The sequence below is a fragment of the Candidatus Phytoplasma sp. AldY-WA1 genome (assembly GCF_020312115.2).
Taxonomy (GTDB): domain Bacteria; phylum Bacillota_I; class Bacilli_A; order Acholeplasmatales; family Acholeplasmataceae; genus Phytoplasma; species Phytoplasma vitis.
Genome location: NZ_JAHRHX020000004.1, coordinates 1 through 14877, shown reverse-complemented (window position 1 = coordinate 14877; position 14877 = coordinate 1). Strand labels below are relative to the sequence as shown.

The following is a 14877-nucleotide window of genomic DNA, read 5'->3' as shown; positions in this document are numbered from 1 at the left end:
GTCCTTTCTTTAAATTTAAAAATTATACTAAATTATTTTTGTTTTTCTTCATTAAAAACATTTATTCTTTGTGCTGGAAATAATTTAACAATTGCTTTTTTGTAACCAGAAGTATAACCTTGAAATTTACCTTTTTTTTTAAATTTAGGTAATACATTAATAACATTAACAGAAAAAACTTTTACTTTAAAAATATGTTCTATAGCTTTTCTGATTTCTATTTTATTAGATTCTTTTTTAACCTTAAAAGTATATTCATTATTAATTTCCATTTTTTTATTAGTAGATTCAGTGATAATCGGATCGTGAATCAAGTCATAATATTTAATCATTATCTAATAGCCTCCTCTAAATAATCAATGGCTTTTTTATCTATAATAAGATTTTTGGCATTTAAAATTTGATAAACACTAACATGCGTAACAGTTTCTAAAGTTACATTAGATAAATTATTAGTAGAACGAACTAAATTATCATTTAATTCATTAACTATTATTAAAACTTTGTTTTTACCAATTTTAATTTGTTCTAAACATTTTTGAAAATATTTTGTTTTATGACTTTCTATATTAAAAAAATCAATTACCATTAAATTATTTTTTTCTTTTTGCAAAGATAAAGCTGATTTCATAGCTATTTTTCTAATCTTAGCATTAACTTTGAAAGAATATTTTCTTGGTTTCGGACCAAAAGCAACTCCTCCGCCTCTCCATAAAGGAGAACGAATAGAACCATGACGAGCATTACCTGTTCCTTTTTGAGCCCAAGGCTTTCTTCCTCCACCTGAAACAACTGCTCTATTTTTGGTACAATGTGTACCTTGGCGCATCGCTCCTCTTTGTTGATTCACGACATCATATAAAACTTGTTGATTAATTTTGGTACCGAAAACATTTTCGGATAAAGTGATCTCTGATACAATTTCACCTTGTTGATTAAATAAATTACATTTAGGCATCATGATACTTCCTTATTTTTTTTAACAGCAGATTTTATAATTACAAAACTTTTATTAGGACCTGGAATACTTCCTTTAATCAAAAATATCCCTTTATCTGAATCAACACTATAAAGAGTTAAATTTTGTAAAGTAACCTGCTCATGACCTAATTGACCAGGTAATTTTTTACCTGTAATATTACCTTTAATAGGACCCATAGAACCAGGTCTTCTATGATATCTAGAACCATGACTTTCAGGACCACGGCTTTGATTATGTCTTTTAATAGAACCCGAAAAACCTTTTCCTTTGTTAATACCTGTTACATCTATAATTTCTTTAGAAGAAAATAAATTTTTTTCTAAAATAGTGCCTTCTGGTAAATCTGATAATTCATTAACTATATTAGAACCAAAAGAAATTTCTCTAACAAAATATTTAGGTTCGATTTTATTCTTTTTAAAATGTCCTAAAACAGGTTTTTTCATTAATTTTTCTTTTTTAGAATCAAATCCTAATTGTGTCGCTTGATAACCATCTGTTTCCAAATTTTTTTGTTGTAAAACAACATTATTAGACACATCAACTACAGTAACAGGAATTAAAAATCCTTCTTCAGTGAAAACCTGAGTCATTCCTATTTTTTTTCCTAAAATTCCCTTAGCCATTTTATCCTCTTTCTTAAATTTAAAAAAACAAAATTATTTCAAAAAAATATTTTTAAATATTTTTCTTTAAAAAAATATTAACAGTAGAATATTTTTAAATGTTTTTCTTTAAAAAAATATTAACAGTAGAAGGTAATTTAATATACATTAAAGCATTTATTATTTCAGGACTAGGATTAACAATCTGAATTAAACGTTTATGAGTGAAACGTCCAAATTGTTCTCTACTATCTTTATTAACAAATGGAGAACGAATAACAGTAAAAATTTCTCTTTTTGTTGGTAATGGTATTGAACTTATTCTTTCAGCACCTATTTTTATAATACTATCAGTAATTTTTTGGGCCGCTTGATAAGTTACGTTACGATCATAAGATTTTAAAATAATCTTTATAACTTCTTTATTTTGTGCCTTTTCTTTAACCATTTTTTAATAAAACCTTTCGTGACAATTATGATTAAAATATAAAAAATAATTTATAATAAAAGTTTTCTTTAATAAATAATAAATAATTTTATATTTTTTAATATTCAATAAATTACAAAAAATTAAATATTACAAAATATAAAATAATATTTAACTCAAAAAAAACTTATTAAAAAAGACAATCATTTAAATTATATATTAAATAACACATCATTACAATATAAAATTGTTATTTATCATTATTAAAAGTTTTAAAAAAACATATCATATCTTAATATAACACAAAAATCTATTTAACAAAAAAATATTTTTAAAATTAACAAATTCATATTTAGAAATTTTTAACAGCAACTCTTAATTTAGCAGAACGACTTCTAGGATTAGATTCTATTTCTTCTTCGCTAGGATAAATAATTTTTTTATTAACAAGACTTAAAGGAGTAGGAGGAATGTCTTTTTCTAAAAAAGGTAATTTAGGATGTATTTTAGATTGAATATTGTTTTTAAAAAATTTTTTAACTAAACGATCCTCTAAAGAATGAAAACTAATAACAACGATTCTGCCATTTGGTTTTAACAAATCAAGACTTTGTTGTAAAGCTTCTTCTAAACATTTTAATTCTTGATTAACTTCCATCCTTAATGATTGAAAAATTCTTTTGGCGCTATGACCTCTCTTTTTTTTCATATATAAAGGATAAAATTTATCTGTTATTGCTACTAATTCTAAAGTGTTAGTTAAAGGTCTTCTTTTGATAATTTCTCGAGCTATTAATCCAGATTTAGGCTCTTCTCCATAAAATAAAAAAATTTTTTTTAATTCTGAAAAACTATAATTATTAACAATATAAGAAGCATCTATTTTTTGTTTAATGTCCATTCTCATATCTAATAAAGAATTTTGTAAATAACTAAATCCTCTTGTATTATCTTCTATTTGAAAAGAAGATAAACCTAAATCAAAAACAATACCATCAATTGAAGAAATATTTCTTTTTGATAATTCTTCTTTTAAAAAAGAAAAATTATTATGAATCAAAAATATTTGTTTTTTATTTTCAAATTTCTTTTTACATTTTTGAATTGCGTAAAGATCACGATCAAAAGAATACAAATAACCTTCATTAAGTTTATTTAAAATAGATTCACTATGCCCACCACCACCCAAAGTAGCATCTACATAAATTCCTTTAGGATTTATATTTAAATATTCTATAATTTCTTTATTTAAAACTGGAATATGTTTGAATAATGACAATTTATACGACCTCTAAAAATAATAATTTATTTTCATTAAATTAAAATATAATTTTTTTAATTAAAGGTAATATTAAAATTTCCATTCACAATTTCTGATAAAGCCTTACTTAATATTTTATTACCTTCGATATCATCAACATCTAATTTATGTTCTTCTATAACATGGGCGATTTTACTAGACAAATAAGCTAATTTATATTTAGAATCAATTCTTTTTAATAATTCATCAATAGAAGGATAATTTAAACCTTCTTTTTTATTTTTAAACATAAAAATTTCAATTTCCTTTTTTTAAAATTTCTTTTGAATAAAAATTAATAATATTTTTAATTTTATGACGTTCGGCAGTAATAATAGACATAATTTTATTTACAGCGTTTTTAATTTCATCATTAAACACAATATAATCACATTTATAAGCTAATTTCATTTCTTCCGAAGCTCTCAATATTCTTTTTTTAAGTTCTTCTTCTGTTTCAGTATCTCTTTTTCTCAAACGTTCTTTTAAAACTTCTTTATAAAGAGGTGAAATAAAAATGAAAACGCTATCTTTATTAATTTTATGTTTTTGAATTTTCAAAACACCTTCAATATCGATTTCTAAAAGAACTTCTTTGCCTTCTTCTAATTTTTTTAAAGTTTCTTTATAAGGAGTACCATAATAATTATTGACAAATTCACTATATTCTAAAAAAAAATTTTCTTCAATTTTTTTTTCAAAATCTGCTTTATTTATGAAAAAATAATCTTTTCCTTCTTGTTCTCCTTTTCTAGGTTTCCTTGTAGTATAAGAAACAGAATAACAAAAATTATTATTAACTTGATTTAATAAAGCTGATTTGATCGATCCTTTTCCGACGCCAGATGGTCCTGAAATTACTATCATTAAACCTTTACTATGTAATTTCATATATAAACCTATTTATAATTTTCCTAATTTTAAAATTAAATAACTAAATTTAATAACTTATTTTTAATATAAATAACTTTCAAAATTTTACGATTTTGAATTAAAAAATTAATTTTATCATTTTGCAAAGCGTTTTTTAAAATCGTATCTTGCGTTTCATCTTTTAAAACAAAAATTTTTGATTTCAATTGCCCATTTATTTGAATAACAATCTCAACTTTTTCATTTGCTATCTCTATTTTTTGATAAGAAGGCCATTGAGAATAAACTAATTCTTCTTTAGAAAATAAAAATCTTTCATTTAACTCTTCTGTTAAATGAGGTGCAATAGGATTTAATAATTTTAAAAAAATTCGAATTTGATTATGATTTATTTTTTTCTCTTTATACACTTTATTAATAAAAATCATTAATTGACTAATAACCTTATTAAATTTTAATTTCTCGTAATTATCAGTTACTATTTGAATAGTTTGATTTAATATCGGTTCTAAAATAGAACAATCTTCATCTATCAAAAACAATGAAAAAATATTATAAATCCTATTTAAAAAACGCTGAATTCCTTTGAAACCGCTTTCACACCAAACCTTATTATCTTCTAAAGGACCTAAAAACATAATATAAAGTCTTGTGGCGTCAGCGCCATATTTCTCCAAAACTAAAGAAGCATTAACACTATTGTCTTTGGACTTGCTCATTTTTAGATTATCTTCGCCTAAAATCATTCCTTGATTAACTATTTTATTAAAAGGTTCTAAAGATGAAACTAATCCTAAATCATATAAAAATTTATGCCAAAAACGAGAATATAATAAATGTCCTACAGCATGTTCTTTTCCACCTATATAAAGATCTACAGGTAAAAAATAATCTAAAAATTTTTTAGCCTCACAAGTATTAATATCTTGTATACCTAAATCATTTCTTAAAATATATGCTATATAATACCAAGAACTACCAGCTGTTTGTGGCATAGTGTTAGAATCTCTTTTATATTTTTTACCATCTTTTTCAAAATATAACCATGAAGTAACTTTGGATAAAGGAGATTGCTCATCATTTGAATTTTCAATTTTATCTAATGAAGGAAGTTCTAAAGGTAAATCTTTATCTTCTTCTAAATAAATATTATTATTTGCATCATAAGAAACTGGGAATGGTTCGCCCCAATATCTTTGACGAGAAAAAAGCCAATCACGCATTTGATAAGCATAATGAACATGACCTAAATTATCTTTTTCAGATATTTCGATAATTTTATCATTAGCTTCTTCAATATTAAGACCATTTAAAAAAGAACTATTTATAAATATATCTTTTTCTGACATCGAATGATACTTATCGAAATTATTAACATTATATTCTAATTCATCAAATTTTAAAATAGGAATTATTTCTAAATTATATTTTTTAGCGAAACAAAAATCTCTTTCATCGCAAAAAGGAACCAACATAATAGCTCCTGTAGCATAAGAAGGAAGGACATAATCAGATATCCAAATAGGAATTTTTTTCTTATTAAAAGGATGAACAACGTAACTGCCGATAAAAACACCTGTTTTTTCCTTATTAATATTTCTGTTTAAATCTGTTTTTTTCTTTGTTTCTTCTAAATAGAATTCGACAGAATCAATAAATTCTTTTTTAATTAAAACATCAACTAAAGGATGTTCTGGCGCTAAAACTAAAGCACTTACTCCGAAAATAGTACTTGGTTTAGTCGTGAAAACTTCTAAAAAATGATTATTTTCTGATAAAACAGGAAAGGAAAAAATAAAACCTTTTTTTTTGCCTATCCAATTTTTTTGAATATCTTTTAATTGAACAGACCAATCTAATAAATCTAAATCTTTTAACAACCTATCGAGATAATTAGTAATTTTTAAAACCCATTGTTTCTTTTTCTTTTTGACAACTGGATAATTACCTCTCTCTGAAAAAACGCCTTTTTCTGTAGAAATAATTTCATCATTAGCCAAAACTGTTCCTAATTTTTCACAAAAATTAACTTCTACATCTTGTAAAACAGCTAATTTATGTTCATAAAATTTTTTAAAAAACCATTGAGTCCAACCATAAAAATAAGGATCGGAAGTAGATAATTCTTTATCCCAATTAACTCCTTTACCTAACATCTTTATTTGTTTTTTAAAATTTTCTATATTCTCATAAGTGAAATATTTCGGATTTTTTCCTGTTTTTAAAGCATATTGTTCAGCGGGTAATCCAAAAGAATCCCAACCAAAAGGATGAAAAACATTATATCCTTGCATTCTTTTAAATCTGTTAACAATATCGCTGGCAGTATAACCTTCAATATGCCCAATATGCAATCCAGAAGAAGAAGGATAAGGAAACATATCTAAACAATAAAATTTTTTCTTACTAAAATCATAACTTGTTTTAAAAGTTTGTTTTCTTTCCCAATTCAACTGCCATTTTAATTCTATTTTACGAAAATCATAAATTAACATAACAAAACCTTTATTTTAATATTTTTTTAAACAAATAAAATAATTAAATTATGATAAATTACTTTCTACATAATTAACGATATCTTTTACAATTTTAAATTGTTGCATAGCTTCGTCACTAATTTTAAGATCAAAAAATTCTTCTAATTCAATTACTAATTCGACAGCATCGAAAGAATCTAAAGCTAAATCTTCTTTCAATCTGGTTTCTAAAAAAATCTTATCTTCTTCTATAGATTTTCTTTTACAAATAATTTTTTTAACCTTATCAAAAATCATTTAAACTCCTATATAATATAAATAAATTTAACAAAATAAAAAATTAAATATAAAATTATACAAAAAATAAATTATATATAATTATATAATATTTTTTATATAGTTTTATATTTAATTGATATAATCAAAATTTTTTTAAATTTATTTAACAAAAAACATATCTCATGATAAAAACAAAAATTTTTAATTATATAAATAATAAAAAACAAAAAATATAATTCAAAATTTCTTTTTATGATTTTTCAATTTATTCAAAATTTGTTCTGCTTCTTTAAAAAGTTTATAAAAAATAAGACATTCTTCATACATTTTTTCAATAAATATCGGATCTCTTTTGATTTCTTTCACTTTAGCATTTTGATAACTTTGGAATACCAAAAAAAAAGCTTTTTCAGAAGAAGAACAATACATCTGTGCTTGTACTTGAGCATAATAATAAATAGGAATTTGATCTTTAAGAAAAAAATTTTTCCAAGTTTTAGAATTAAAAGATATAGGACATTTAATTTCTAATAAGCTTTTTGTTTCTTCATTCCAACCATCTAAAGATGCTGAAAAAAATTCTTTAACACAAACTAAGGGTTTAAATTCTGTTTTATTAATATCATTAAAAAAATTTCTAGCTTTAGGTTCTAAAGCTCTTCCATGACGCATAAACTCATTATCTTCTATTTTCTCATCAAAAAGTTTTCTTTTAAAAAGATTTTGTTTGTTTTCGAAAGGATTTAGACCCATAATTATTGCTACTTCTGAAGCATTAATATATTTTTTTCTATGTTCGTGCCAATCACTAGAATTTTGTTCTAAATCAAAATTGTTCATTAAAAAACCTTTCTTTTTTTATAATTTAAAAAATTATTAAAATAATAAAAATAATAATTCTAATTATTACATAAAATAAAAAAATATTTTAAACAAATTTATTTTTATTAAAAAATAATTAATATATCTTTTAAAATTATTTTTTAATAATAAAAAATATATAAAAAAAATAAAAGATAATATTTTTTTAAAAATCAAAAAAATAATCTAAATTTTCTACATTTTTTCTAAAATAGGTACTCCTAACATTTTCAATCCTTCTTTTAAAACAATTAAAACACTTTTAATCAATAAAATATTAGCATATTGTAATTTTAAATCATCATTATTTAAAATTTTTTCTTTTTCATAAAATTTATTAGCATTTTTGGCTAATTGAAAAAGATATCTAGCTAAAACACTGGGCATATTAGACTCTTGAACTTTTTTTAATACAGAATCAAATTGATCCATTAATCTAATCAAAACATAATAATGGAATTTTTCATAATAAGGATTTAAATCATTTTTTGTTAATTCATTATTATAAAAATCTTGTTTTTGAATAATAGAATTTAGTCTAACTACCGTATATTGTAAATAAGGACCTGTATTGCCTTCGAATTTTAACATTTTTTCTAAATCAAATTCTATATCTAAATGACGATCATTTTTTAAATCATTAAAAATAATAGCCCCAATAGATATTTGACGAGATATTTCATTTATCTTTTCTGGAAAAAAATTTCTATCTTTTATTATATTTTTAACTTCTATTTCTGCTTTATTAATTATATCTTTTAATCTAAAATTATTATTTTCTCTTGTAGATATTTTAATATTTTGAAATAAAATTAAACCGAAATTAATATGTTCTAATTGTAAATTTTCGTAACCAATCTTATTAATTACTGATTTTAATTGTTGATAATGTAATTTTTGTTCATTGCCTACTACATATAAACATTTAGAAAAATTAAATTTTTGATAACGATCTAAAACACATGCTATATCTCTTGTTAAATAAAGCGTACTTCCATTTTTTTTCTGTATTAAAGCTGGTGGTAAATCATTTTCTAAAGGAATAACATAAGCTTCATCATCTAATACAAGTATTTTTTTATTCTTGAGCTCTTCTAATAATTGAATTGCTTTATCATGAAAAAAAGATTCACCAATATAATAATCAAATGAAACTCCTAATAAATCATAAATTTGATGAAATTCTTTTAAAGAAATTTCTTTAAAATGTTTCCATAATTCAGTTATTTCTTTATCTTTATTTTCTAAAAGATAAAAAATTTTTCTAGCTTGCTCATCTAATTGTTTATTTTTAATCACTTCTTGATGAAATAAAATATAAACTCTTTGTAATTCATTAATAGGATCTTTTAACATATTTTCTTTTTTAGCCCATTTTTTATAAGCTAAAATTAATTTTCCAAATTGAGTACCCCAATCACCTAAATGATTAATGCTAATAGTTTTAAAACCTAATTTTTGATAAACTTTTTGTAAAGAATTACCGATAACTGTAGAACGTAAATGTCCAATAGAGAAGTTTTTAGCTATATTTGGCGAAGAATAATCCAAAACTACTACTTGATTATTAAATTCTTTTTGACAATAACTCTCATCGCTATTCAAAATATTCAATAAAATTTTTTGAGTGATTTTTTTTCTATTTAATTTAATATTTAAAAAACCATTTTGAAAAAACACATTTTCTATTTGTTCTAACTTTATTAAATCTTTTTTTAAAACTTCAAAAATTTCTAATAAATTTTTTTTAAAAATTTTAACATAACTAAACAAGGGTATAAAAAAATCAAATTTATCTTCTTTAAAATTATTTTGTAAAAATATAGAACAAACATATTTATCATTTAAATTTTTTTCTATTTTTGTTTTAATTTTTTTCAAATACATAAAAAATACCCTTGATTATTTATTATTTTATAATTTATTTAATTTGATTCTATTTTATTCAAAAATTCTTGAAAATGTAAAGGCAAAGAGGTTTCGAATTTTAATTTTTCACCAGTAAAAGGATGAGTAAATTCTAATTTTTTGGCATGTAATAACTGTTGTTGTAAAGTTTGTTTTTTGGGACCATATAAACAATCACCACAAATAGGATGTTTTAAATAAGATAAATGAACTCTAATTTGATGCATTCTGCCTGTTTCTAATTTTAATTCTAATAAAGAAAATTTCTCAAACTTATTTAAAATTCGAAAATGAGTAATAGAAGGTTTACCTTGTAACGAAACTTCCATTTTTAAACGATTGTGAATACTTCTTCTTATAGGAATATCAAAAGTACCATAATCATAACCTAAAAAACCATAAATCAAAGCCCAATAAATTCTTTTTATTTCTCTCTTTTTAATTAATTTTTGCATTCTAATTACAGCTTCTTCTGTTTTTCCTATAACTATTAAACCTGTAGTATCTTTATCAAGACGATGAATAATTCCGGGTCTATTTCCTCCTGAAAATTTAAAATCTTTAATTTGATAATACAATCCATTAATTAAAGTAACTCCAGAATAACTAGGAGAAGGATGAACTATTAAATTTTGAGGTTTATCAATAACAACTAAATATTGATCCTCATAAATTATTTTTAATTTTAAATTAATAGGATCAAAAATATTAGAAGAAAAATTTTTTTCAATATCAGGAACTTTTATTGTATCATTTATTTTTAATAAATAACTTTTTTTAGATATTTTATCATTAACAATAATTTTGCCAGAATCAATTAAAGAACAACAATGTTTTCTACTAATATTTAATTTTTTTGTCAAAAAAAGATCTAAACGTATATTTTTTTCTTTATCTTGAACGATTAATAATCTCATAATTCACCAAAAAATTCCAAAAGAAATTCAATTTTAATAAAATAAACAAAAAATGTACCATGTCAAAAAACATAAATACATTTTTATTATAAAACTATCTAAATATCTAATTTAAAAAAAATATAAAATATTATTTTTTTAAAATTTATTAAATTATTTATTTATATTTTTTTAATTCAATAATTTTTAATTTAATGAATTAATATCGTCTTTTGTATCTGAAAATTTTGTCGAATCAGAATCATTAATTTCATAAACTTTTTCTTCTTGTTTATCTTCTTCTATTTGTCTTTCAATTTCTTTTTGTTTTTGTTCTTCCACTTGTTTTTCTTTTTGTTTTTGTTCTTCTGCTTGTTTTTCTTGTTCTTTTTGTTTATCAAACCAGCTCAATTTATTTGTTTCTGCTATTTCTTGAATATCTTTTTTATTAAGAGTTTCAATTGCTAATAAATATTCTGTAATCTTAATAAATAATTCTTTATTTTCGGAAATTATTTTCTTAGCTGTTTCATAACAATTAAATATAATTTTTTGTATAGTTTGATCAATTTCTAAAGCTTTAGGATCTGAAAAGTTTTTATGAAAATTATTACCTTCTTCAAATTGAGTTAAACCTAAATCACTCATTCCGAATATAGTAACCATTTTTTTAGCAATATTAGTTGCCATTTTAAAATCTTGATAAGCGCCATTAGAAACATCATCTAAAAATAATTCCTCTGCTGCACGCCCTCCTAAAAAAGAAGTAATTTCTGCTAATAATTGTTGTTTAGATGAAAAAAAACTTTCTTCTTCGTTAGAAAATAAATTATAACCACCCGAATTACCACGCGGAATAATAGTTACTTTTTCTACTTTTCGAGAATCTTTTAATTTTAACCCAATAACAGCATGACCTGCTTCATGATAAGAAATCATTTTCTTTTCTTTTTCAGAATATTTAACACTTTTTTTAGCTGGTCCCATTAAAATACGATCTATAGCTTCACTGATAGTTTTTTTATCAATAAAATCAACATTATTTCTAGCAGTTAATAAAGCTGCTTCATTTAAAATACCTTCTAATTGAGCTCCACTAAAACCAGAAGTAACTCTAGCCACTTCTTCTAAACTAACATCGGGAGAAATTTTTTTATTTAAAGAATGTAATTTTAAAATAGCTTCTCTATCTTTAACACTTGGTAAATTAACAATAAAACGACGTTCTAACCTTCCTGGTCTCAATAAAGCAGGATCTAAAAAATCAGGTTGATTTGTAGCAGCTACAACAATAACTCCTTGATTTTGATTATATCCATCTAATTCAATTAATAATTGATTTAAAGTTTGTTCTTGTTCACTATTACCACCGTAAGAATTCATTCCTCTTTTACGCGCAAGTGTTTCGATTTCATCTATAAAAATAATACAAGGAGCATGCTCTTGAGCTGATTTAAATAAACTTCTAATACGTGCAGCTCCTAATCCTACAAACATTTCGACAAATTCTGAACCTGAAACAGCAAAAAAAGGTACTTTAGCTTCTCCAGCAAGAGCTTTCGCTAATAATGTTTTACCAGTTCCAGGAGGTCCAGATAACAAAACTCCTTTAGGAATTCTAGCACCCATCAAATAATATTTTTTAGGATTTTTTAAAAAATCTACTAATTCGGCTAATTCTTCTTTTTCTTCTTCGGCACCTGCGACATCTTTAAAAGTTAATGTAGGTTGTTTAAATGAATGTTTATTTTTTTGCGTTCTAATTTTATCTCTATCAGAAAACTGTTCTGCCAATTGAGATGTAGCACCAGCCAAATTTTTTAATAAAAAATATAAAAAATAAATAGTTAAACAAAGACGAAATCCCTCTAAAAGAGGTTTAAAACCTTTGTATTCATCCCGAATCTCAGGTCCTTGTATTTTTTTTATATCTACTTTTGAATAACATTTTTCTTTAAATTGTGAATAATCATTTTCTGTAACAAATTTATAAACTTCTGATTTTGAATTTTTATATTCAATATGTACATCATACATAACAGGTAACGAACTAATCAAATAAGGTTGTATTTTGACTATAGAATCAAAATTTTCATTTTCAATAGAATTTATATCTTTATTTTTACCTTTAAAAAAAACATTATTCAAAGATTTTAAAAAACATCCTATTAAAATAATTGCGATAACCGAATAAATAATTTTCGATAAATTTTTTTTTATATTCATACTTTTTTTGTCCTTATAAATAAAAGTTCATAATTATAAAATAAATAGATAAATTGATTTTTATTTAATCAAATCTATACCTATATAACTACGTAAAACTTCAGGTATAACAATATTTCCGTCTTTATCTTGATAATTTTCCATAATTGCTATCATTGTTCTACCTATAGCTAAAGCAGAACCGTTCAAAGTATGTAAATATTCTCTTTTTGTTTTTTTATCTCGAATAAATTTAATATTTGCTCTTCTAGATTGAAAACTTTCAGCATTACTTATAGAAGCTATTTCACAATATTTTTGCTGTCCAGGTAACCATACTTCAATGTCATAAGTCTTACTCATACTAAAACCCAAATCACCAGTAGATAAAACAACTACTCTATATGGCAAATTTAATTGTTGTAAAATATATTCCGAATCTTTCAACATTTGTTCTAAAACTAAATAAGAATTATCAGGTTGTACAAATTGAACTAATTCCACTTTATTAAATTGTTTTTGTCTGAAAATACCTCTTGTGTTTTTCCCAGCTGCTCCCGCTTCTTGTCTAAAACAAGTGGTATAACAAACATATTTTAAAGGTAATTGATTCACATCTAAAACATCATCTCGATGTAAATTAATCATAGGAACTTCACCTGTAGGATTTAAATAAAAATTTTGTTTATCTAATTTTAATTGAAAAATTTCTTGTTTAAATTTTGAAAGTTGCCCTGTAGAAAACATAGATTTTTCATTCACAATAAAAGGAGGAAAAATTTCTTTATACCCTTTTGATACATGAGTATCAATCATAAAATTAATTAAAGCTCTTTCTAATTTAGCTCCAATTCCTTTTAAAACAACAAATTTACTTCCTGTAATTTTAGCAGCTTTTTCAAAGTCTAAAATATCTAATTTCTTTCCTAACTCTACATGATCTTTTATAGAAAAAGACATTTTTTTAGGTTCAGAAAAACGTAATATCTCAATATTATCTTCTGACGTAGTTCCAACAGGAACAGAATCATGAGGTAAATTAGGAATATTTGATAAAATATCTAAAATTTTCTGTTCTATTGCTTGAAATTTTTGTTCAAATTCTTTTAAATTTTTTTTAAAAATTTTTTCTTTTTGAAAAAAATATTCATCCAACTTATCTTTGGATTTCAATTCTGAAATTTCTTTTGATAAATTGTTTCTTTGGAATCTTATTTTTTCTATTTCATTAATTAAATTTTTTCTATCTTTATCTAAATGAATAAGTTGCTTTAAAAAAAATGGATTTGTTTGTCTTTTCTTCATTTTATCTAAAACTAAATTCATATTACTAAGAACAAATTTCAAATCTAACATAAAAAATCCTTTTTATTATGAAAATTATTTTCTTTTTTTAATTAAATTATTAAAAAAAGAAAAATTATTTTTATTTTAAAATACTATTTAATAATTTAGATATTTTAGATTTATTTCTAGATACAAAATTTTTATGATAAATTCCTTTAGATACGCCTTTGTCTAAAGCTCCATTAATCTTATTAAAAAAAACAACAGCTTTTTCTTTATCTGCAGAAGCGATGAATTTATTAAAATTATTATCTAAAGTTCTCATTTTTGATTTATAAGATTTTCTTTTTAATCTACGTTTAGCATCAGTTTTAACACGTTTTTTTTGTTGTTTAATATTTGCCATATTTTTATATCCTTTTTTTTATAAAATTTAAACTATTAATACACACAATAACATTTTATAATATTAATATGAATTTATGATAATTAAAATATTATATAATTATTATATATAAATAATTATATAAATAACTTTATATAATTATTTTTTAATAATCTTTTTAAAAATAAAATAAATGTTGCTTTAATTGATACAAAAAATTAATAATAAATTTTTTTTAAAAAAACTAAAAAATAATTTTAATTTTATTAAAAAATTAAAATTATTTCAGAGAATTTATTTTCTTTTTCAAACTAAGAATACCATAAGATAAAAAATAAAAAATAATAGCTAATAAAAAAATATTTAAAAAGAGATAAGAATAACCTTGTTCT

The 14877-nt window shown here is 22.6% G+C and carries 15 protein-coding genes; all 15 read right to left on the bottom strand.

The genetic code is table 11. The annotated features are described in order from the left end of the window. Window positions 1-32: 32 nt before the first annotated feature. Window positions 33-332, bottom strand: a complete 300-nt coding sequence (rplW, locus tag KTO59_RS00625; RefSeq protein ID WP_225696101.1) for a 50S ribosomal protein L23 — start codon at window positions 330-332, stop codon at window positions 33-35. Beyond that, window positions 332-958: a 50S ribosomal protein L4 gene (gene rplD, locus KTO59_RS00620; protein ID WP_225696120.1), complete on the bottom strand. Its 627-nt coding sequence runs from the start codon at window positions 956-958 to the stop codon at window positions 332-334. The genes rplW and rplD overlap by 1 nt, the downstream gene beginning before the upstream one ends. Continuing rightward, complete coding sequence (rplC, locus tag KTO59_RS00615; protein ID WP_225696102.1) at window positions 958-1608, bottom strand: 50S ribosomal protein L3; 651 nt, start codon at window positions 1606-1608, stop codon at window positions 958-960. Before rplC ends, rplD begins: the two co-directional genes overlap by 1 nt. A gap of 94 nt (window positions 1609-1702) precedes the next feature. Then, window positions 1703-2035, bottom strand: coding sequence for a 30S ribosomal protein S10 (gene rpsJ, locus KTO59_RS00610; RefSeq protein ID WP_225696103.1), 333 nt, complete (start codon window positions 2033-2035; stop codon window positions 1703-1705). 331 nt (window positions 2036-2366) lie between these two features. Further along, window positions 2367-3293, bottom strand: coding sequence for a 16S rRNA (cytosine(1402)-N(4))-methyltransferase RsmH (rsmH, locus tag KTO59_RS00605; RefSeq protein ID WP_284928178.1), 927 nt, complete (start codon window positions 3291-3293; stop codon window positions 2367-2369). Between the two features lie 56 nt (window positions 3294-3349). Then, entirely contained in the window at window positions 3350-3565 is a 216-nt protein-coding gene (rpoZ, locus tag KTO59_RS00600; protein ID WP_225696105.1) for a DNA-directed RNA polymerase subunit omega, read from the bottom strand. Between the two features lie 7 nt (window positions 3566-3572). Continuing rightward, on the bottom strand, window positions 3573-4205 hold the full coding sequence (gmk, locus tag KTO59_RS00595; RefSeq protein ID WP_225696106.1) for a guanylate kinase: 633 nt from the start codon (window positions 4203-4205) through the stop codon (window positions 3573-3575). Window positions 4206-4240: 35 nt separating this feature from the next. Further along, a complete protein-coding gene (gene leuS, locus KTO59_RS00590) occupies window positions 4241-6682 on the bottom strand; it encodes a leucine--tRNA ligase (protein ID WP_225696107.1) in 2442 nt (813 codons plus the stop codon). Window positions 6683-6730: 48 nt separating this feature from the next. Further along, window positions 6731-6961: an acyl carrier protein gene (gene acpP / locus KTO59_RS00585; RefSeq protein ID WP_225696108.1), complete on the bottom strand. Its 231-nt coding sequence runs from the start codon at window positions 6959-6961 to the stop codon at window positions 6731-6733. Between the two features lie 219 nt (window positions 6962-7180). Further along, window positions 7181-7783: a lambda-exonuclease family protein gene (locus KTO59_RS00580; RefSeq protein WP_225696109.1), complete on the bottom strand. Its 603-nt coding sequence runs from the start codon at window positions 7781-7783 to the stop codon at window positions 7181-7183. Between the two features lie 216 nt (window positions 7784-7999). Next, window positions 8000-9691, bottom strand: a complete 1692-nt coding sequence (gene argS, locus KTO59_RS00575; protein WP_225696110.1) for an arginine--tRNA ligase — start codon at window positions 9689-9691, stop codon at window positions 8000-8002. Window positions 9692-9729: 38 nt separating this feature from the next. Next, entirely contained in the window at window positions 9730-10629 is a 900-nt protein-coding gene (locus KTO59_RS00570; RefSeq protein ID WP_225696111.1) for an RluA family pseudouridine synthase, read from the bottom strand. Window positions 10630-10815: 186 nt separating this feature from the next. After that, window positions 10816-12834 (bottom strand): ATP-dependent zinc metalloprotease FtsH, encoded by a 2019-nt coding sequence (gene ftsH / locus KTO59_RS00565; RefSeq protein ID WP_284928176.1) that lies wholly within the window; start codon window positions 12832-12834, stop codon window positions 10816-10818. Window positions 12835-12894: 60 nt separating this feature from the next. After that, window positions 12895-14169, bottom strand: a complete 1275-nt coding sequence (gene serS, locus KTO59_RS00560) for a serine--tRNA ligase (protein ID WP_225696113.1) — start codon at window positions 14167-14169, stop codon at window positions 12895-12897. 70 nt (window positions 14170-14239) lie between these two features. Further along, entirely contained in the window at window positions 14240-14506 is a 267-nt protein-coding gene (gene rpsT, locus KTO59_RS00555) for a 30S ribosomal protein S20 (protein ID WP_225696114.1), read from the bottom strand. Window positions 14507-14877: the final 371 nt, after the last annotated feature.